The organism is Cohaesibacter haloalkalitolerans, from assembly GCF_003574655.1.
GTDB classification, from domain to species: domain Bacteria; phylum Pseudomonadota; class Alphaproteobacteria; order Rhizobiales; family Cohaesibacteraceae; genus Cohaesibacter; species Cohaesibacter haloalkalitolerans.
On sequence record NZ_QNUM01000008.1, the window covers coordinates 201,252 to 221,113 of the forward strand.

Genomic DNA, 19,862 nt, shown 5'->3' on the forward strand with positions numbered 1-19,862 from the left:
AGTCCCTCGTAATAGAAGGTTGCAGCGGTGAAATTAACGCGCCTTTAACTCATTGGCGTCATCTTGGTTCAAAATGAAACAGATCGCGGCGAATGGGCCGGAAATCAGCGTTTCCCCACGGCTGAGGACAAGATGAACGAACGCATTCTGATTGTTGACGATGACCCGGTACAGCGGCGACTGCTCGAAGCAGTCGTTGAAAAGAGTGGTTTCCAAGCGGCCTCTGCTGAAAATGGCGAGGAAGCCCTGGCGATTCTCAAGGACAATCCGGCGACCCATTTCGATCTGATCATCCTTGACCTCGTCATGCCGAACCTTGATGGCATGGGCGTTCTTCAGGCCTTGCAGAAGACCGACATCAAGGCGCCGATCATCGTCCAGACCGCCCACGCAGGCATTGACACCGCTGTCAACGCCATGCGCGCCGGAGCCTTCGACTTCGTCATCAAGCCGGTCGCACCAGAGCGGCTGCAGGTCGCCATGCGCAATGCCCTCAAGGTCAATGCGCTGGAAGACGAGATTTCGCGCATCCGCTCCAAGCGAGACGGCAACCTCAGCTTCAAGAGCATCATCTCCTCAAGCGAAACCATGGCCCGGGTCATCAATCTGGGCCAGCGCGCCGCCAAGTCGCACATTCCCATTCTCATTGAAGGCGAGTCGGGCGTCGGCAAGGAACTGATCGCCAAGGCCATCCAGAACGCCTCCGACCGCTCCAGCAAGGCCTTCGTTACGGTCAACTGCGGTGCCATTCCGGAAAACCTCGTCGAGAGCATCCTGTTCGGGCACGAGAAGGGCGCCTTCACCGGCGCCAATGACAAACACACAGGCAAATTCGTCGAGGCCAACGGCGGCACATTGTTCCTGGATGAAGTGGGAGAGCTGCCCCTCGACACGCAGGTCAAGCTGCTGCGCGCCCTGCAGGAAGGCGAGATCGACCCGATTGGAGCCTCCAAGCCCGTAAAAGTCGATTTCCGCCTGATCTCGGCCACCAACAAGGACCTCATCCAGCTCGTCAAGGACGGCAAGTTCCGCGAAGACCTCTACTACCGGCTCAATGTCTTCCCCATCCGCGTGCCGCCCCTGCGCGATCGGCGGGACGACATCCCGGCCCTGACGAGAAACTTTCTGGCCCGCTTTGCTGCCGAGGAAGGCCGCAAGAATCTGACGCACATCACACCCGAGGCGCTGACCCTGTTGCAGAGCTATGATTGGCCGGGCAACATCCGCCAGTTGGAAAACACCGTGTTCCGCGCCGTGGTGCTGAGCGACAGCGACCGGCTGACCGTGGAGGAATTCCCCCAGATCGCCAGCCAGCTCAGCGCCTTCAGTGCGTCCATCGTCAAGGCTCGTGCGCCTCACCCCTCCGAGCCCGCCTACACCGAACAGGCCGCCGAGCCGGTGTTCACCGATGAGCCACGCCCCACCGGCACCGAGGCGATCACATCCGCTCCGCCACAATGGACGCAGCCTGAACCGGCCCCTGAATCACAGCCACAGCCGCAGGCAGGGGCCAAACCGCAGCAGGATCCATGGGGCTTCCTGCGCCTGCTGGATGAACAGGGTAACATCCGCCCGCTGGCCGAACTGGAAGCAGAAATCATCAAACGGGCGCTCGAACACCATGACCACCGCATGTCCGATGTGGCCCGACGGCTGGCCATCGGCCGCTCGACCCTTTATCGCAAGCTGAAGGAATACGGCATCGAAGCGGATAGCGAAGACGCCTAGACGACAAGGCCAGAGAGCTGATCGTTGCAGGAACGCTACACATGACAATGCGATGATGTTCATGTCGTAATTGTGAAGAGAAAATGATTGCATCACCCGTATATTGGTTCCAAATGCCTCGCACTGGTGATTCACTTACTCGCAGGAAATGATAATGAAACGGACCCTTGCAGCTCTGTTGGCAGCAACGCTTTGTTCAACAGCGGCGACCATCGCGGCCAAAGCTGCCGAAGAGACGGCAGACCAATCCCTCGTCCTGTTCGGGGAGCATGCGTCCAATGCGGCGGCAGTGCAGATCGAAGACCAGCTCCGTGTCCGGAAGGTTCTTGACAATCTGCATCGGGTAACCCTTGGTGCGATGGACCAGCAGGCTGACCGCGACATTGCCGACTCCATCGAGATCGCTGTCAACAGCATCCCGCAGTCTGCCGATTTCCTGACCAAGCGGGACAACGCCGCGCTCGTGGCCTTCTATCAGGAGCGCAGCTTCAGACCGGCATGGTTCGAAGATGGCAAATGGACCGCCAGTGCCCGGCAGTTGATTTTCAATCTGGCGCGGGCCGACCGCGACGGACTGGACCCTGCCGATTACAAGACCCCTTCCCTAGGCATCGTCCGGGCCAGAGGGGCCAGTGCTGACACCATTGCCGAGGCAGACATTGCCCTGTCGCTTGCCATCACACGCTATACCCGCCATGCCTATGCAGGCCGTGTCGACCCGCGGATTTTTTCCAAGAAGGAAGTGACAATCAAACCGCACTATCCCGATTCCATCGGGGCGCTCGACCAGATTGCCAAGGCCTCTGACCCGGTTACGACGATGCGCAGCTACAACCCGCAGCACAAGGGCTTCCTTGCCCTGCGTGCGGAATACAATCGCTTGCGCGCCGCCTCCACCACGGACACAACGCCACCCGTTGCCGAGGGCAAGAGCCTGAAAATCGGCATGCGGGATGAACGTGTGCCACTAATCCGTCGCAAGCTCGGTCTGCCCGCAGTAGAGGATGAAGCCGAAGCGAACCTTTACAGCAAGGACCTTGCCAAGACTGTCGAGAAATTTCAGGCGGATAACGGGCTGATCGCCGATGGCATCACCGGCAACGCCACCCTTGCCGTGCTCAACGACAACCGAAAGGACCTGGTCGCCGATCTTGTCGCCAACATGGAACGCTGGCGCTGGCTGCCGCGCGATCTGGGTGATTTCCATGTTCTGGTCAACATTCCGACCTATACCCTCGAAGTGGTCAAGAATGGCAAGACCATCCACGAGACCCGCGTCGTGGTCGGTCAGAAGGCCCACAAGACCCCTCTCTTCTCCGATGAGATGGAATATCTGGTGGTCAATCCATACTGGAACGTCCCCAGTTCCATCGCCTCAAAGGAACTGCTGCCCAAGATCAAGGCCGACCCGGCTGCCTTCTTCTCGAACACGAACTATCAGGTACTGGCAAGCGTCAAGGGCAAGACCCAGGTTATTGACCCGGCCAAGCTCGATTGGGATCGAGTCGAAGCCAACATGGTGCGCCTGCGCCAGACGCCCGGTGACTACAACGCGCTGGGCGACATCAAGTTCATGTTCCCCAACCAGCATGCGGTCTATCTGCATGACACCCCGTCCCGCAGCCTGTTCAACCGCGACTACCGCGCTTTCAGTCATGGCTGTGTCCGGGTCAACAACCCGATGGAATTTGCCGACGTGGTGCTCTCGCAGACGGCGGCATGGGATGCCAAGCGCATCAAGGCGCTGATCGGCTCAAGCGAGCGCCGGGTCAATCTCGACAGGAAGATCCCGGTTCATCTGGCCTATTTCACGACATGGATGTCCGATGCGGGTACCCTGCAGTTGCGGCCCGATATCTACGGCCACAACAAGACGGTCAAACAGGCTCTTGGCCTTTAAGTTTTTGTTAAACATGACAAGTAAGGCGCAAATTTTATTTGCGCCTTTGCTTTGTTTTGCCGCATTTCCATTTCATATTTGACGAAAATCTGATCAAAGGCTGAAGCTCTTCACACCATATTTGCTTTCATTTCGGTTTCGTTTACCAATTGCTAAGCATAATATAGTCGAAGTGAAGCCTGTTTTCTGCTAAGGATAACCCATTGTTGGCAGAAGCAAGAATCGAGCGCTCTCAAAGGCAGCACTCAGACAAGGCTGCGCGTCTTCTGAAGTGTTCTCGACATGGATACCGCCCACGATGATCCATCCGAAGGCAGAGCCAGGTCGACCAGAGATTGCCAGATATTGCCAGATATTGGATGTCCAGTGGCCAGACAAAGAATGATCCTGTCCAGTAGCAGGCCCGAACGCGCGGCCAGCCAATCACCTCAGCGCCGTTTCCGCGAGGGACTATCGAGGCTCCTTGCGCTGCTGTTCGTGTCCCTGTTGCTGCTGACCGCTCAGGCTCAGGCTTCCTCCCGCTCTCTGAGGCTGTCCAACGCCCACACCAAAGAAACAGCCACCATCACCTACAAGCGCAATGGCAAGTTCGATGCTGACGGCCTGCGCAAGCTCAATCAGTTTCTGCGCGACTGGCGCCGCAACGAAAAGACCCAAATGGATCCGGCGCTGTTCGACCTGATCTGGGAAGTCTACCAGAAAACCGGAGCCAAAGAGCCAATCACCGTCTTCTCGGGTTACCGGTCTCCAGCAACCAACGGCATGCTGCGCGACCGGAGCAGCGGCGTTGCCAAGAACAGCCGCCACACCATGGGGCAGGCGATGGACTTCTATCTGCCCGGTGTGCCCTTGGCCAAAATCCGCGAAGTCGGCCTGCGCATGCAGGCAGGCGGCGTTGGCTATTATCCCGGCTCCCGCTTCATCCATATCGACACCGGCAACGTGCGCCACTGGCCGCGCATGACGCGCCAGCAGCTGGCCAAGGTGTTCCCGGATGGCGTGACCGTGCATGTGCCCACCGATGGCAAGCCCTTATCCGGCTACCAGATCGCCAAGGCACAGGTCGCCCAGCGAAAAGCCGAAATGGCCCGATCGACGCGATCGGTTGGCCGCTTCACGCAATATGCTTCCGCCGCACCGGCAGAACCCGCCAGAAAGCTGACCAATACCCAGGTTGCAACCCTTGCCAGAAGCCAGGAGCAGAAGGATGGCAGCTTGCTGCAGACGCTCTTGCGGCAGACGCCAAAGGAGCCACCGCAGCCGCGATTTGCAGCGACCCAACCTGACAGCAACAGCGATCCGGAAGCCGAAGCCGACGAGGTGATCGAAGAGGGCCCATCAGCGCAAACCCTGCTCCTGCCGCAGACCCTTGCCGCCCTGCCGAAGGCTCCGGCCAATCGCACGGTTCAGAGCACGACCATCACACTGGCCGAGCAAACGGCAGACACCCCATCGAACATCCCGTTCAAGCAGGAAACGCAGGATACACTGGCAGCAGTCGCCCCGGAAACGGTCGCCAGTGCCGAACCGGCGGCCGGGCCGGTTCAGGCACCAACTGTCGTTGCCTTTGCGTCCCTGCCACGATCCCGTCCTGAAAGCCTTGGCGGCGGCGCCCGCTTCCAGCTGGCAAGCGCCGAGACAAAGCCGCTGCCAGCCTCTGCGACCGCAGAAACCGGAGCTGAAGCCCGGCAGCTTGCCATGGCAACAGGCACCAACGGTCAGCCAGATGTACAGCCGGTCCCTGAAACCATGCCGTTCGCCCGGGCAACCGATGACGGCATGGGCATAGACACACCTCCGGCTGTCGGAGAGCCTGTACAGATGGCATCCCTGCCGCGCGCACGTCTGGCAACGGGAGCCACCGCAGCAGCCCCAGCTCAGGCAACCCCAGCCCAGAAGCAGCCAGCAAGCACCGGCGACATGCTGGCCCAGATGGTTGGCAAACAGGACGGGGCCACCCCCAACCGCTTTGCCTATGCCTCTGCTGGCAACACCTTCCTCGCAGCGCTTCCCTCTGATGGACCTCGCCCGAGAGTTGGCAACGGTGCAGCCTCGGCACCCGAGCGGCAAGTGGCCAGCCTGCCGCGCAACAATCCCTCTCTTGCCCAGCCTGCGCCACGCGCACAGAAGCCCGCAAGAGCCGCAACAGCCGAGCAGGAAGACTATGACCAGCTCGCCCGCCTGACCTTCGCCTACGGCCCCTCGGGCATGGCCCATTTCGCTCATATGAAGCAACGGGCCAGCACGGCCACCTTTGCGCGGCTTTCCCGTCCTGCCCCCAACAATCTCAAGGGGCTGGTCTACAAGCCGCACAGCATGATCAATCAGGGCTTTGCCCCGCTGCTTATCCAGAGGCTCGATACGGCCCATTTCGAAGGCCCGGCCATTGCCCGGCTCGCAGTCAGGAATTTCAACTGATTGTAGATACCTCGCCGCTGGCTGAAGCTCTTTCGGCCAGCCTGCGCGGCATCGCCGTGAAATCCCCAGCCTGACCGTAACTGAGATGGCAAAGCTGCGCCCGAGGTGCTGCTGCAATCATCCGTGGCGGATGCTATCCAGCCTCAGAACCTTGTTCGAGAAAAAATGAGATACCCGGGGTCAGCGTTTTGCCAGTTAACGCACTAGCGCTGCAGGCGCAGTCCAAGGCGCACGGTGTGAGTCGTGGTATCCTCACCGGCCAGATTGCTGTCGCGCTGTGACCGCTCAAGGCTGGCGATCAACTGAACATTCCGGTTGAAGGAATAGGTGGCGTTGAGCGTAGCGTCAAACACCCAGTCGTGCCGCCCGATGCCATTATAGGTCTCTTGCGCAATCGCTCCAGAGGCGGTCAGGTCCAGATTGCGCAGAATGGCATAGTCAGCCGACAGGCTGACCCGATGGGTCGCCACGCTGCGCGCCGCCGTCGAGGTCGAGGTCAGGTCGGTTTCAAGGCCACCACGAATGGTCCACAGCGCATTGGGTGACCAGGCAAGGCTGGCGTCGACAAAGAAGGCCGTATCGCCCGACTGCCCTGCCAGATCCGGGTCCCAGGAAATCACACCGGCGGACACTTCGCCCGACAGCTTCTCGCGATTGGATACCTCGATCCCGATCGCCCCGCGCAGGCTTTCCCCATTCTGCCGATGATTGGCATCCTTGTATTGCCGCTGCGTCAGTTCAGCGTCAACAAACGGCATGATCTGGTCGGTGAGCGCCACCCCGACCCGCGTTCCCACGCGGTAGGTGTCATAATCACGGCTCTCTTCGTCCTCATAGCGCATCGCCCCGACGGAACCGCGCAGCTGCAGATCAACCAGTCCCGCCCGGTGGTCGAGCGTCAATCCGCCATTCATGCTGGTCTCGTAGGTCGCGGACTGGCCGCTGGCGTTCAACTCGACGCTACCCTTGTCTTCCTGACTGCGGTCAAAGGACCCGGTGATGGTCAGTTGTGTGTCATCGGCCATGTCCAGCCGCAATTCGCCGCTCAGATGCTCATCGTTCTCGGGCTTGCGGTTCGGCGTCTGATAGCCCTTGATCGCTGCACTGCCGTTAAGGGTCAGCGAATGACGGCTCCAGTCAGACTGAAGCTTGGCCGCTATCTCGGGAGACACGCCGACACCATTCCTGCCGTTGGCAGTCGTATCGACATTGTCGGTCGCCTCGCCCCACAGCGTCAGGGACGGATAGAACAGAAACCGACCAAGACGCATGCCCAGCGGATCATAAGGGCCAACGGCTTCTGCCGTCGCGCTCCCGCCCTGCTGAACGCGCCCCTGTTCCTCGCTTGGCCCGATGGACGATGTACCGGCCGCCACATTCTCTCTGGTACCGGGCAAACCAGTCGCCCCGTAACCGGAAGAAGCAGCCGCGTTTGCGTCATACCCGGAGCGCAGGCCTGAGCCGGTTGTCAGCGATGAGCTCGCAAGCAATGCCACATCGGTCGAGGAGGTGGAAGTGGTGGCACTCTGAGCAAGGGCATAGGACATCGGCAGGCATGCTGAAACGAATAGGCCGGAATATAAAAGCTGCCGCATGCCGTAGCGCCCTGGTACCATCGTGCCCTTGAAGAAAAAGCAGGCCACACAAGGCCCGGCCAGCGGCATGCGCGGATTCCTTCGCGAGCTGGCACCAAATGCCCGCGCGATCCACGTTCCTTTCCAGATGGTAAAGAAATTTGGTTAACAAGTCCTTGCCAAGGACCTCGCCATAAAAGGACCAAATTAAACGGAACTCATGAAGTTTCCGAACCATAGACTCACTTTTCATCGGCCATCCTATGGTATAGAACTCCACCATTCCTTGCCGAACCATCAGGACAATTCATGTTTACCCAGTTGTCTGGCGACACCATTTCGCCAATCACTTCAGCCCACAACACAATAAACAACGAAATCGAAGGCCTGAACGCATTGCGCGAAGCCCTGAACGGTTCCCTGAAAGAACCATTCGAGAAAGCGATTTCCATCATTCAGGCCGCCAAGGGCCGGGTCATTGTGACGGGAATGGGCAAGAGTGGCCACATTGCACGCAAGATTTCAGCCACGATGGCCTCGACCGGCACCCCTTCCTTCTTCGTCCACCCGGGCGAGGCAAGCCATGGTGACCTTGGCATGATTCGCGATGTTGACGTGGTTCTGGCCATGTCCTGGTCCGGCGAGACGGCAGAGCTGGCCAGCATCATCTCCTACACCCGCCGCTTCAAGGTGCCGCTCATCGGCATGTCGGCCAATGCCAACAGCACACTGGCCAAGCAGTCCGATATCCATCTCTGCCTGCCCAAGGTAGAGGAAGCCTGCCCGCACGGTCTGGCGCCGACCACCTCCTGCATCCTGCAGCTGGCAATGGGAGACACCCTGTCGATTGCCCTTCTGGAAGGCCACGGCTTTACCGCCCATGACTTCAAGATCTTCCATCCCGGCGGCAGCCTTGGCGCCAGCCTGCAATATGTCCGCGATCTCATGCACACGGGAGATTCCCTGCCACTGATCAAGGCCAATACCCGCATGAGCGAGGTCATTCTGATCATGTCGCAGAAGGGATTCGGCTGCGTCGGTGTGCTCAATGAAGATGGTCTGTTGACCGGGATGGTGACCGACGGTGACTTGCGTCGTAATCTCAGCGACGACCTGCTCACCCGGTCCGTCGATCAGGTTATGACGAAGGATCCGAAAACCCTGTCGCCGGACATTCTGGTTCCAACGGCGATCGAAATGCTCAACAGCGCCTCGATCACGTCCATTTTTGTTGTTGAAAACCGACGCCCGATCGGGCTCCTGCATATGCATGACTTCCTGCGCGTCGGCGTCGCCTGACCGAAAAAGACGCTCGAACTGCCCGGTCAAGCCATTGAGAAATGGGCTAAAACCGGGCAGCCTATTTCCGTGTTATCCCTTTGGTAACCTTAATGGAAATTAGTCCTGTTTCTCGCTTTTTTCACGGTTCCATTAGCAATCCATTAGAGCTGTTTCCATAAACTGCCAGAAAAGAAGAACGGCAGAGGACCGCGTGGTCCTATAGCAGATCAGGAAACAGGAATGGATATCGCAACCCTACTCGGCATGGTCGCTGCATTCGGCATCGTCTTGACGGCGATCATGATGGGCGGCACCCTTGGTCAGTTCATCGACATTCCGTCTGTTCTCATCGTGGTTGGTGGCGGTCTGTCGGCCACTCTCATCCGTTTCACTCTCGGCGGCATCGCAGGCGCCATCATAACCGGTGGCAAGGTTGCATTCGGCGGTAAATCCAAGAATGCCCGCGACACCATCGAGAAGATCACCGAACTGGCCGACGTGGCACGCAAGAGCGGCCCGCTTGGTCTTGAAGGTGTCGAAGTTGATGACCCGGTGCTGGCCAAAGGCATCCAGTTCATCGCCGATGGCTACGAACCAAACTTCATCCGTGAAAGCATGGAGCGCGAACGCGATCTCTACATCGAGCGCCTGCAGGAGGGCAAACGCTTCTACAAGCAACTCGGCGACGCAGCCCCCGCCTTCGGCATGATCGGCACGCTGGTCGGCCTTGTGCAGATGCTTGCGGCCATGGATGACCCTTCCGCCATTGGCCCCGCCATGGCTGTCGCGTTGCTTACGACGCTCTACGGAGCGCTGATCTCCAACGTCATTTGCATCCCCATCGTCGACAAGCTCGATTCCAAGCTTGATGGCGAGGACCTCAACCAGACCCTGATCATCGACGGCATCATGCAGATCCGTGAGAACAAAAGCCCGAACCTGATCCGCGAAATGCTGCTCGCCTATCTGCCTGAAAAAGTGCGGAACGAACTGCAGGACGAAGCGGCCTGATCCGGCAACAGCCGATCTGACGAGAAAAAGGAAACGAGATGGGCAAGAAAAAACCACAGGGTGGCGGCGCGCCGGATTGGCTGGTGACCTTTGCCGATCTGATGTCCCTGCTCGTCTGCTTTTTCGTGCTGATCATTTCCTTTTCGATTCAGGACAACCAGAAACTTCAGGTAGTCGCAGGCTCGATGAAGGATGCTTTTGGCGTGAAACCCGTCATGCGCAAGGCGGGCATGATCGAAATCGAAGGCATGCCGGTGCGCCAGTATATCAAGGAAGTTGCGGCCGTTCCGCAGGAGAACGATTCCGACTATTCGGAAGAGCGCCACGACCAGCGCACCAAGCAGGGTCCCGAAGCCAACACCCACGACATCGAGAAAACCGAAATCGAGAAGCCGCGCATGTTTGCCACGGCAGCCGCCTCGCTGCGTCAGGCCTGGCAGGAGCTGCCCGAGATTGCCGAGCTTTCCAAGCATATCATCATCGAAGAGGACAAGGATGGTCTGAATATCCAGCTGGTGGATCAGGATGGCCGCTCGATGTTTGCCGAGGGCTCCAAGTTTCCCTACGACTTCACGCGCCGGCTGATTGTTACCATGGCGCCCGTTCTGGCCAACATGCCAAACCGCATCAAGATCACTGGCCACACCACCGCATCGAATGTTCCGGTCAACACCGGCTACACCGGTTGGGAGCTTTCTGCTGACCGCGCCAATGCCGTTCGATCCATTCTCATGGAACATGGCCTGCCCGCCGATCAGGTGTTCAGCGTCGTCGGCAAGGCGGATTCCGAACCGCTCTTTCCCAACGATCCCTATTTGGCAGCCAACCGCCGGATATCGATCCTGCTGATGTCCGAGGCTCCGCCTCTTCCACCAACCTATCAGCCTTGACGAAGTCCGGATTGCTTTTATCCTGAGTATTAGATACAAATATTATCCGATACCGATAATCTGGAAATGACTGGCAATCCGGCACCATGCATATTCATCATCTCGACCAATGGCAGCACAACCATGTGTTCCTGGATGACAAGGCCAGCACCGCCAATGAAAAGCGTGTGTTCTTTGTCGTCCTGTTGACCTTCTTCATGATGCTGCTGGAGATTTCAGCAGGCATTCTCTTCAACTCCATGGCCCTTCTGGCCGATGGCTGGCACATGGCCACCCACGCCGGAGCCCTAGGACTGACGGTCTTCGCCTATCGCTACGCCCGCAGGCATGCGCAAGATCAGCACTTCACCTTCGGGGTGGGCAAGGTCGAAATTCTCGGGGGCTATACGAATGCAATTCTTCTGGGCATAGTCGCCCTGTTCGTTGCCTATGAATCCATTGATCGCATGATCAACCCGCAGGCCATCGCCTTCAATGAAGCGATGCTGGTGGCCTTTCTGGGGCTGCTGGTCAATCTGGCAAGCGTCTGGCTGCTGGGTGCCGATCATCACCACGGCCCCGGACACGCCCACCATCACCATGATGATCATCATCACGACCATGCCCACGGTCCCAGCCACGATCATGACGACCACGATCATGATCACCATGATCACGCCTCGGCCCATCACCACCATGACGAAGCGCTGAAGGCCAAGGGGCAGGACCGCAACCTCAAGGGCGCCTATCTGCATGTTCTGGCCGACGCCCTCACCTCGATTCTGGCGATCGCTGCACTGCTGCTGGGTAAATTCTTCGGCTGGACATGGACAGATGCGCTCATGGGGCTTGTCGGCTCCGTGTTGATCGCCCACTGGTCATTCCTGCTGCTCAGGGAAACGGGGGGCATCCTGCTGGATCGCGTGGAAGACAAGGCACTGCCGGGCAAGATCAGAACCCTCATAGAAGGGCATGCCGACAATATGGTGGCCGATCTTCATGTCTGGTATCTGGGCGACAATCGCTATGGCACCATCGTGTCGCTGGTCACCCACTACCCGCGCGATGTGGACCACTACAAGGCGCTGCTCGAACCGCTCGACGAGCTTGCCCACATCACCATCGAAGTCAATCACTGCAAGGGCGAGCCTTGCATGGTCATCCCGCCGCAGAAAACATCGGCCTGACCCCAAACACTATAGAAAAAATCCCCGCACGCCTTTGCCTGCGGGGATTTTTCGTTTTGGGGTAATATCACGCGAGGCGTCTAGTCTGCCAATTCCACGTCGAGCCTTGTGCCCTCACCGCCGACGACCCTGACCCGCGTCCCTTCCGGACAATCAGGCCCACTGACACGCCAGTAGCTGTCGCGCACCTTGACACGCCCCTGACCATTGATAATCGGCTCATCAATCTGACAGACCATGCCGACAAGCGACTGGGCCCGTTCGTTGAGCATCGGCTTGTCAGTGCCGCTTTTGGCGGTGCGGCTCATGATCATCCTGCCGATGACCACGGAGATCAACGACAGGATCGCGAACAGGATAAGGGCGCTCTGCCAACTGAACGCGATGAAGAAGGAGAGGCCGCCGACCACAAGGGCGGCAACCCCGAACCAGAGGAACATGGTTCCCGGAGCGATGATTTCCAGAACAAGCAGAGCAACGCCCAGAATTACCCAGAACCAGGGACCAAGCATCATCATCCATTGCTGTATCATGTCTCACTCCTTGCTTGCTGAAACCGTGATGGCAAAACCATTGTCATGAAAGGACTATTCATCCTTGATGGTTGGCACACGCCCGGCCCGGGCAGACTGTCCGCCATCCTTGCCGAACACCTGTTTGCTCAGCTCGCCGATACCGCCCAACGCGCCCAGAATGGACGTGGCTTCGATCGGCAGCATGACCACCTTCTGGTTCGGTGCCTTGACAACCTCACCGAGGGTTTCAACATATTTACTGGCGACAAAATAGTTGATCGCCTGAATGTCCCCCTCGGCAATGGCCTTGCTAACCACTTCGGTTGCCATCGCATCGGCCGTGGCGACCCGTTCCCGTGCCTCGGCAGCCAGAAACTGAGCCTGTCGCTCGCCTTCCGCCTGAAGAATCTTGCTCTGCTTTTCACCCTCGGCCCTGAGAATGGCAGACTGGCGAGCGCCTTCCGCCTCCAGAATGGACGCCCGTTTCTCACGCTCGGCCTTCATCTGACGGCCCATGGATTCCACCAGATCCCGAGGCGGATTGATGTCCTTGATCTCGATACGGGAAATCTTGACCCCCCAGGGGGAAGCGGCCGCATCGACCACATGCAACAGGCGCGAGTTGATTTCATCGCGATTGGATAATAGCTCGTCCAGATCCATCGACCCCATGACGGTACGGATGTTGGTCATGGTCAGATTGAGCAGCGCCAGTTCCAGATTGGCAACCTCGTAGGCGGCATCTGCGGCATCCATCACCTGATAGAAGGCAACGCCATCGGATGTGATGCTGGCGTTGTCACGGGTGATCACTTCCTGACTGGGAACATCCAGCACCTGCTCCATCATGTTCATCCGGGCACCGATGCGATCGATGAACGGCACGATCAGGGAAAGCCCCGGCTTCAGCGTTCTCTTGTAGGCGCCAAACCTTTCGACGGTGAAATTGTATCCCTGAGGTACGGTTTTGACCCCCGCAAGCAGAATGAGGATGAACAAAAGCACCAGGGCGATAACAAAAATGTCAAATCCCATGATTTCCATTGGGTTGTCTCCGATTCTAAAAAAGCCGTCCCGATATATCCATTCTTAGCAGATCGTATCTTACGCCTGAATTACAAGCGATACAGGAAAGAATATGTATCATGCCACCAGGTTGCTATCATTGGTACATTTTCAACAAGCCCGGACAACAGAATTGGCCTTGGACAAACTGCCTTGAAAATCCAGACAGGGATCATTTATTGCAAAAACACATTCCATCTTTGAAATTTATTTCTCGTAGATCTTTCAAAGTTTACCGATTTTTAGTTGCACTTGATAAATATACGGAGAGTGCAGATGGGGGTCTGCACAGAACGAACCTTTGGGGACATCAGATGCCAGCGTCAATCGAGCACGCTTCCGCTGTGATCGTGGATATGAACACGTTCCAGCGAAAACTGCTACGCTCTATCCTGCGCACATCCGGCTTCAGTCGCGTTGCCGAATTCGACAAGTTCGAGTTCGGGCTCGATGAAGCCAAGCGCACTTTCCCCAATTTCCTCTTCCTGGATTATGACACGGCAGCTTATTCCGAGTTGTTCCGAGGACGCCCCGATATCAGCAAGTCCTATTTGACCGAGGCAACCCGCCTCATCATCCTGATGGAAAACGCAACCCGGTTCCGGGTGACCAGCGCCATCGCCAATGGTGCCCACTGGGTCATTTCCCGGCCCTTCTCCACTGCGGCCATCACACGCAGAATCACCGCCATGATGGATCCCGACAGTCTGGAGGCAAGCGCCCTCATGGCACGCACCCTTGAGGACAATCTGGTGCGCCAGTCCTCGCGCATGGTTGGTCCCGAGCTCGACCCCGTTTCCCTGATGACCATCGCCAGCACACCGTCTCGCGCGCGCCAGGAGGATTTCATGGGCGACGACATCTATAACGACATGTTCGATGACTATGACGCCATTTTCCAGCGCAAGAGCCAAAAAGCCTCTCGTCCGGATGAAAGCGCTGGCCAGACATCGGACGACGAACACTTCCTCATCTGACCTCATTTCAGATCGCCAGGAACGCTTGACAGCGCCAAATATATCAAATATTCATGATGTATGGATAAAACAGACGCAACCACAGCATTCGCCGCCCTCAGCCAGCCAACCCGACTGGATGTTTTCCGCCTGCTGATCAAGGCAGGCAAAACAGGCCATCTTTCGGGCGAAATGGGTCAGCTTCTCGGCATAAGACAGAACACAATGTCGACCAACCTCAACATCCTGTTGCGGGCCGGCCTCATCCGCAATGAACGGGAAGGTCGGGCGGTTCGCTATTTTGCGGACATGGACGGCATCGCAGACCTTATCAACTTCCTGCTGCGCGATTGTTGCGGCGGGGATGACGAGCAATGCGCGCCAATTCTTCAAGCAGCCCTTTGCACCAATGAATGTATCCCCAAATCATAAGCAGCCATAGCGAGCCCAAGACATGCCCATCACGATCTATCACAACCCCGCCTGCGGAACCTCGCGCAACACGCTCGAGATGATCAGGAAGGCTGGCATCGAACCAACCATCATCGAATATCTCAAGACCCCGCCATCAAGGGAAGAGCTGGTTGCACTGATCAAGGCCATGCCGATCACGGCGCGCGAACTGCTGCGCAAGAATGGCACCCCTTACGAGGAACTGGGGCTCGACAATCCCGCACTCAGCGATGACGAACTGATCAATGCGATGATGGAGCACCCCATCCTGATCAACCGTCCCATCGTGGTCAGCGACAAGGGCACCAATCTTTGCCGCCCATCAGAGAAGGTCATGGATCTGTTGCCCGTCGACATCGGCTTCTTCCAGAAGGAAGATGGCGAGATCGTCTCCTCTTCGGGGAAAAGCTGAGCGGCATGACTGAAGAAACCCCAAAGCCTTTCGGCATCGCGCTCAATGCAACAGACCATCTTGCCCATCCGGACGCCTTCCTGCCGATTGACGTTCAAGGCCTTGCTCACCCGGAAGATGATGGCCACCCGCCGCGCATCCTCCTGCTCTATGGCTCCTTGCGCAAGCGCTCCTTTTCCCGCCTAGTGGCGCTGGAAGCTGCAAGACTTCTCACCGCCTTTGGCGCGGAATGCCGCCTGTTCGATCCGTCGGGTCTTCCCCTGCCCGACGATGATGACCCGAGCCATCCCAAGGTTCAGGAACTCAGAGACCTGTCGGCCTGGGCTGAAGGCATGGTCTGGGTATCACCTGAACGCCACGGTGCCATGACCGGCATCATGAAGGCGCAGATCGACTGGATTCCGCTGTCGCTCGGTGCCGTCCGCCCGACGCAGGGAAAAACCCTTGCCCTGATGCAGGTGGAAGGTGGCTCCCAAAGCTTCAACGCCGTCAACCAGATGCGCATTCTGGGGCGCTGGATGCGGATGATCACCATCCCCAACCAGTCCTCAATCGCCAAGGCCTTCACCGAATTCGGCGATGACGACCGGATCAAGCCTTCACCCTATTACGACCGCATCATCGATGTCTGCGAAGAGCTGATGAAATTCACCTGGATGACCCGCAGGCGCTCGGACTATCTGGTCGACCGCTATTCGGAACGCGTGGAGACTGGGCAACAGCTCATTGATCGGGTCAATCTCAAAAAGATCTGAGCCGACACGGTCAGCCCAGAGGTCCAAAATGAAAAGGCCCGCCGGACAAGTCTGGCGGGCCTTTTCATTTCCTTGCAGCCGATCAGCGATAGATCAGATGCGGCAACCAGGTGGTCAGTTCCGGGAAATACCAGAGGATCAGCAGAGAGAAGATCTGGATGAACACAAAAGGAATGATCCCGCGATAAATCTGACCGGTGCGCACCGACGCCGGCGCCACACCACGAAGATAGAACAGCGCAAAACCGAACGGTGGTGTCAGGAACGATGTCTGCAGGTTCACTGCCATCATGATACCGAGCCAGATCGGGCTCATGGTCTCGCCATTCGGCATTTCCATCTGCAACAGCACCGGAGCAACCATCGGCACGACAACAAACACGATTTCGAGGAAATCGAGGAAGAAGCCGAGGAAGAACATCAGCAGCATGACGGCAAGCATGGCACCAATCGCACCACCCGGCATGCCGGACAGGGCTTCCTGAATCATCTCTTCGCCACCCAGCCCGCGGAAAACCAGCGAGAACAGCGAAGCGCCGATCAGGATGAGGAACACCATGGTGGTCACTTCCGTGGTGCCAACCATGACCGTGCGCAGAATGCCGTTGCGATAGGTACGGATGAGAGCCGAGAGGATCCCCAGCCCCAGCACGACCACACAGATGGCAGCCAGAATGATCGCCGCCATGTCGATCGTCGGAATGTCATCACGTGCAATGCGCAAATCCATGAATTCCGAGAGGATCAGTGCAATGACCAGCGCTATCGCTGCCGCAATAATGGTCCGACCGTGAGACTCATCAAGGCGATAACCCGCCAATAGAATGGCACCAACGGCACCAACGGCAGCCGCTTCTGTTGGTGTGGCAACGCCACCGAGAATGGAGCCGAGCACGGCAAGGATCAGAACAAGCGGCGGCAACAGGGCATGGAACACTTCCGTTACGGTAACCGGTTCACGCTCATCCTCGGGAATGGAAGGTGCAACACTTGGTTTCACCGTTGCAATGACGATCTGGTAGATGATGTAGAAGCCGACGAGCATCAGGCCCGGAATCAGGGCACCGGCGAACAGGTCGCCCACCGAAATCGGATCCGGAGAGAAGATGCCCATGTCCAGCTGTGCCTTTTGGTAGGCGTTCGATAGCTGGTCACCCAGAATGACGAGCACGATGGACGGCGGAATGATCTGTCCCAATGTACCGGCCGCCGCAATCGAGCCACAGGCCAGTTCAGGCGAATAGCCGCGCTTGAGCATGCTGGGCAGGGACAGAAGCCCCATGGTAACCACCGTCGCACCGACGATGCCGGTGGAAGCCGCCAGAAGGGCACCAACAATGGACACGGCAATACCGAGACCGCCATTGACCGATCCGAGCATGCGCCCCATGGTGTCAAGCAGTTCCTCGGCCACCTTTGAGCGTTCGAGAACAACACCCATGAAGACAAACAGCGGCACGGCAACCAGCGTCTCATTGGTCATGGTGCCGAAAATGCGCTGCGGCAGAGCCGACAGGAACGACATTTCAAAGGCACCAAAGAACCAGCCGATCACGGCGAAGATCAGGGCAACACCGGCAAGGCTGAAGGCCACCGGAAAGCCGAGCATGAGCACGACACAGGCCACCGCAAACATCAGCAGGTCAAGAGAATGCGCAATCGCTTCCATCAGTTCTCTCCCATCTGCTGCAGGCGCTGCAATTCAACTTCGTCTCCCTGCAGGGCGCACCAGGATCTGACGAACATCACGAAGCCCTGAAGGGCCATCTGGATGGCGAACACTATGATGGCGCTCTTGAGCAGGAAGCGGGCCTGAATACCGGAGGTTTCGGCGCTGCCTTCAAGGATGGCCCAGCTGTTGTAAACATAGTCCCAGGAAACGAACACCAGCAGCACGCACACGGGAATGAGCAGAACGATCGATCCGAAGATATTGACCTTGGCCTTGGTGCGCGGGTGAACTTCACGATAGAAGATATCGACGCGCACATGGCCATCGCGTGAAAGCGTAAAGGCGGACGCCTGCATGAAAAGGAATGCGTGGACGTAAACGATCAGTTCCTGAGCCCAAATGGAGCCAACACCAAAGATGTAGCGCATCAACACGACAACGAACTGAATAAGAACCACGATAAGAGCGAACCAGGCAAGACCCTTGCCTGTTGCAACATTGACCCGATCGATCAGGTCAGCCAGAGCGCGCATTGTGTAACTCCTGCCACGACCCGAAACAGAAACAACGATATCGGCGAACAAGTCATTTTGTTCGCCGCGGGATGGTCGAGGCTTTTGTTGGATGGCTTACACAACCTGATTGAGCGCATCAACCCGGCTGCGGTTGCCTTTTGTGTAAGAGCCCGAATTTTCTGGCATAAACCAGAACAAATTTCAGGCATAAAGATGCTCTCCCCAGAATTGGGGAGAGCTGAACAAGCATTTCGCAAATTTTAGCTAAGAACGCGATCGCGACCATCGAGGAACGGACGCTCGGTAATGCGCATCCAGTCGCCAACATTCTTGCGTGCAGCGAGATAGCTTTCATAGATGCGTTTGGACAGATCGTCTTCTGCACCGAACTCTGCAACGACTTCTTCGCAGACCTTGCCGATTGCAACAAAAACCTCGTCCGGGAATTTCCGCAGCACAACGCCATGCTTGTTGACCAGCTGGTCAAGCGCAGCACCGTTGCGAGCGTTGTATTCGGAAGACAGGATATTGTTTTCTGCGATGCAGGCGGTTCTCAGGATGGCCTGGTCAGCTTTGGAGAAGCTGTTGTAGACATCAAGGTTGACGCCACAGGAAATGCCACCGCTTGGCTCATGGAAGCCTGGATAGTAGTAGAATTTGGTGGTCTTGTAGAAGCCAAGTGCCAGATCGTTCCATGGACCGACGAATTCGGTCGCGTCGATCGCGCCGGACTGCAGAGCCTGGAAGATTTCGCCACCCGGCAGGGATACGGCAGACGCACCAAGACGACGCAGCACTTCACCGCCCATGCCAGGGATACGCATTTTCAGACCCTTGATATCATCAAGCGTATTGATTTCCTTGTTGAACCAGCCACCCATCTGGGCGCCCGTGTTGCCAGCCGGGAAGGATTTGACATTGAATTTGGCTGCCAGTTCGTCCCACAGTTCCTGTCCGCCCTGATGATGGATCCAGGCGTCGAATTCGGTAGCGGTCATGCCCATCGGCACGGTGGTAAAGAAGGCGAGAGACTTGCTTTTGCCAACGAAGTTATATTCGGAAGCATGGTACAGGTCTGCAGTCCCCGTCATCACGGCATCATAGGCTTCAAAGGCAGGCACCAGTTCACCGGCGCTGTAAACCTTCACGGTCAGACGACCATCGGTCATTGCGGTCAGATTGTCAGCCAGGCGCTGGGCGCCAGTGCCAAGACCAGGAAAGTTTTTCGGCCAGCTGGTAACCATCTTCAAAGTACGTTTGCCCTGAGCGTAAGCAGGGGCAGCAAGAGTGCTTGCTGCTGCGGCGCCAGACGCGAGGCTGGCTTTTTTCAAGAAATCGCGACGATCCATAGAGGATTCCTCCTTGAGCTGTTTTCTAATTTTTCAGACTGCTTGGCCAATTTTGTTCGAATATGAATAAACGAAAACGAGCGGCTGTAGCATCGGATAGCCAGATACTGTATCACTATGCAAGACAACAGTCCGGGGTCGGAACATGAGCAAGAAACAACCACAAAACAGCCCACATGCCAACGGAAAATTATCATTTAAG

At 57.4% G+C, this 19,862-nt stretch carries 17 protein-coding genes; 11 read left to right on the forward strand and 6 right to left on the reverse strand.

Annotated elements, in window-relative coordinates:
- Positions 1-132 precede the first annotated feature (132 nt).
- The 3 genes from DSL70_RS19035 (at position 133) to mepK (ending at position 6,046) form a co-directional block, all read left to right on the forward strand.
- Complete coding sequence (locus DSL70_RS19035) at positions 133-1,728, forward strand: sigma 54-interacting transcriptional regulator (protein WP_119309595.1); 1,596 nt, start codon at positions 133-135, stop codon at positions 1,726-1,728.
- Positions 1,729-1,882: 154 nt separating this feature from the next.
- Positions 1,883-3,628: a L,D-transpeptidase family protein gene (locus DSL70_RS19040; protein ID WP_162916909.1), complete on the forward strand. Its 1,746-nt coding sequence runs from the start codon at positions 1,883-1,885 to the stop codon at positions 3,626-3,628.
- A gap of 381 nt (positions 3,629-4,009) precedes the next feature.
- Positions 4,010-6,046, forward strand: coding sequence for a peptidoglycan L,D-endopeptidase MepK (mepK, locus tag DSL70_RS19045; RefSeq protein WP_119309553.1), 2,037 nt, complete (start codon positions 4,010-4,012; stop codon positions 6,044-6,046).
- Positions 6,047-6,249: 203 nt separating this feature from the next.
- On the opposite strand, the gene DSL70_RS19050 is transcribed toward mepK, so the two are convergent.
- Entirely contained in the window at positions 6,250-7,593 is a 1,344-nt protein-coding gene (locus DSL70_RS19050; RefSeq protein WP_162916910.1) for an outer membrane beta-barrel protein, read from the reverse strand.
- Positions 7,594-7,929: 336 nt separating this feature from the next.
- Between DSL70_RS19050 and DSL70_RS19055 the strand changes: the two genes are divergently transcribed.
- From DSL70_RS19055 to dmeF, 4 genes are all read left to right on the forward strand, one after another.
- Positions 7,930-8,919: a KpsF/GutQ family sugar-phosphate isomerase gene (locus DSL70_RS19055; protein WP_119309555.1), complete on the forward strand. Its 990-nt coding sequence runs from the start codon at positions 7,930-7,932 to the stop codon at positions 8,917-8,919.
- Between the two features lie 222 nt (positions 8,920-9,141).
- Positions 9,142-9,912, forward strand: a complete 771-nt coding sequence (locus DSL70_RS19060; RefSeq protein WP_119309556.1) for a motility protein A — start codon at positions 9,142-9,144, stop codon at positions 9,910-9,912.
- Between the two features lie 38 nt (positions 9,913-9,950).
- Positions 9,951-10,802 (forward strand): OmpA/MotB family protein, encoded by an 852-nt coding sequence (locus DSL70_RS19065; RefSeq protein ID WP_119309557.1) that lies wholly within the window; start codon positions 9,951-9,953, stop codon positions 10,800-10,802.
- 86 nt (positions 10,803-10,888) lie between these two features.
- A complete protein-coding gene (dmeF, locus tag DSL70_RS19070) occupies positions 10,889-11,968 on the forward strand; it encodes a CDF family Co(II)/Ni(II) efflux transporter DmeF (RefSeq protein ID WP_119309558.1) in 1,080 nt (359 codons plus the stop codon).
- An 80-nt stretch (positions 11,969-12,048) separates the two neighbouring features.
- On the opposite strand, the gene DSL70_RS19075 is transcribed toward dmeF, so the two are convergent.
- The gene (locus DSL70_RS19075) at positions 12,049-12,501 is read right to left on the reverse strand and encodes an NfeD family protein (RefSeq protein ID WP_245418286.1); all 453 of its coding nucleotides are present in this window, start codon (positions 12,499-12,501) and stop codon (positions 12,049-12,051) included.
- 54 nt (positions 12,502-12,555) lie between these two features.
- Positions 12,556-13,521, reverse strand: a complete 966-nt coding sequence (locus DSL70_RS19080) for an SPFH domain-containing protein (protein WP_245418289.1) — start codon at positions 13,519-13,521, stop codon at positions 12,556-12,558.
- A gap of 341 nt (positions 13,522-13,862) precedes the next feature.
- Between DSL70_RS19080 and DSL70_RS19085 the strand changes: the two genes are divergently transcribed.
- From DSL70_RS19085 to arsH, 4 genes are read left to right on the forward strand one after another with little or no spacing between them, the layout of a single operon-like run.
- Positions 13,863-14,525: a PleD family two-component system response regulator gene (locus tag DSL70_RS19085; protein ID WP_162916911.1), complete on the forward strand. Its 663-nt coding sequence runs from the start codon at positions 13,863-13,865 to the stop codon at positions 14,523-14,525.
- 60 nt (positions 14,526-14,585) lie between these two features.
- The gene (locus DSL70_RS19090) at positions 14,586-14,936 is read left to right on the forward strand and encodes an ArsR/SmtB family transcription factor (RefSeq protein ID WP_119309562.1); all 351 of its coding nucleotides are present in this window, start codon (positions 14,586-14,588) and stop codon (positions 14,934-14,936) included.
- 22 nt (positions 14,937-14,958) lie between these two features.
- Positions 14,959-15,369 (forward strand): arsenate reductase (glutaredoxin), encoded by a 411-nt coding sequence (arsC, locus tag DSL70_RS19095; protein ID WP_119309563.1) that lies wholly within the window; start codon positions 14,959-14,961, stop codon positions 15,367-15,369.
- Positions 15,370-15,374: 5 nt separating this feature from the next.
- Positions 15,375-16,124, forward strand: coding sequence for an arsenical resistance protein ArsH (gene arsH, locus DSL70_RS19100; protein WP_119309564.1), 750 nt, complete (start codon positions 15,375-15,377; stop codon positions 16,122-16,124).
- An 82-nt stretch (positions 16,125-16,206) separates the two neighbouring features.
- Here arsH and DSL70_RS19105 read toward each other — a convergent pair whose 3' ends face one another.
- The 3 genes from DSL70_RS19105 to DSL70_RS19115 form a co-directional block, all read right to left on the reverse strand.
- Positions 16,207-17,793, reverse strand: coding sequence for a TRAP transporter large permease (locus DSL70_RS19105; RefSeq protein ID WP_119309565.1), 1,587 nt, complete (start codon positions 17,791-17,793; stop codon positions 16,207-16,209).
- Complete coding sequence (locus DSL70_RS19110) at positions 17,793-18,329, reverse strand: TRAP transporter small permease subunit (protein ID WP_119309566.1); 537 nt, start codon at positions 18,327-18,329, stop codon at positions 17,793-17,795. The genes DSL70_RS19105 and DSL70_RS19110 overlap by 1 nt, the downstream gene beginning before the upstream one ends.
- A 242-nt stretch (positions 18,330-18,571) precedes the next feature.
- On the reverse strand, positions 18,572-19,660 hold the full coding sequence (locus DSL70_RS19115; protein WP_119309567.1) for a TRAP transporter substrate-binding protein: 1,089 nt from the start codon (positions 19,658-19,660) through the stop codon (positions 18,572-18,574).
- Between the last annotated feature and the right edge of the window lie 202 nt (positions 19,661-19,862).

Bases quoted from the DNA above. Each gene is read 5' to 3' on its own strand.
- DSL70_RS19105 (WP_119309565.1), bottom strand. From the start codon at position 17,793: ATGGAAGCGATTGCGCATTCTCTTGACCTGCTGATGTTTGCGGTGGCC.
- DSL70_RS19040 (WP_162916909.1), top strand. From the start codon at position 1,883: ATGAAACGGACCCTTGCAGCTCTGTTGGCAGCAACGCTTTGTTCAACA.
- DSL70_RS19085 (WP_162916911.1), top strand. From the start codon at position 13,863: ATGCCAGCGTCAATCGAGCACGCTTCCGCTGTGATCGTGGATATGAAC.
- DSL70_RS19055 (WP_119309555.1), top strand. From the start codon at position 7,930: ATGTTTACCCAGTTGTCTGGCGACACCATTTCGCCAATCACTTCAGCC.
- arsC (WP_119309563.1), top strand. From the start codon at position 14,959: ATGCCCATCACGATCTATCACAACCCCGCCTGCGGAACCTCGCGCAAC.
- DSL70_RS19110 (WP_119309566.1), bottom strand. From the start codon at position 18,329: ATGCGCGCTCTGGCTGACCTGATCGATCGGGTCAATGTTGCAACAGGC.
- DSL70_RS19050 (WP_162916910.1), bottom strand. From the start codon at position 7,593: ATGTCCTATGCCCTTGCTCAGAGTGCCACCACTTCCACCTCCTCGACC.
- DSL70_RS19065 (WP_119309557.1), top strand. From the start codon at position 9,951: ATGGGCAAGAAAAAACCACAGGGTGGCGGCGCGCCGGATTGGCTGGTG.
- DSL70_RS19035 (WP_119309595.1), top strand. From the start codon at position 133: ATGAACGAACGCATTCTGATTGTTGACGATGACCCGGTACAGCGGCGA.
- DSL70_RS19090 (WP_119309562.1), top strand. From the start codon at position 14,586: ATGGATAAAACAGACGCAACCACAGCATTCGCCGCCCTCAGCCAGCCA.
- arsH (WP_119309564.1), top strand. From the start codon at position 15,375: ATGACTGAAGAAACCCCAAAGCCTTTCGGCATCGCGCTCAATGCAACA.
- DSL70_RS19115 (WP_119309567.1), bottom strand. From the start codon at position 19,660: ATGGATCGTCGCGATTTCTTGAAAAAAGCCAGCCTCGCGTCTGGCGCC.
- mepK (WP_119309553.1), top strand. From the start codon at position 4,010: ATGATCCTGTCCAGTAGCAGGCCCGAACGCGCGGCCAGCCAATCACCT.
- DSL70_RS19060 (WP_119309556.1), top strand. From the start codon at position 9,142: ATGGATATCGCAACCCTACTCGGCATGGTCGCTGCATTCGGCATCGTC.
- dmeF (WP_119309558.1), top strand. From the start codon at position 10,889: ATGCATATTCATCATCTCGACCAATGGCAGCACAACCATGTGTTCCTG.
- DSL70_RS19075 (WP_245418286.1), bottom strand. From the start codon at position 12,501: ATGATACAGCAATGGATGATGATGCTTGGTCCCTGGTTCTGGGTAATT.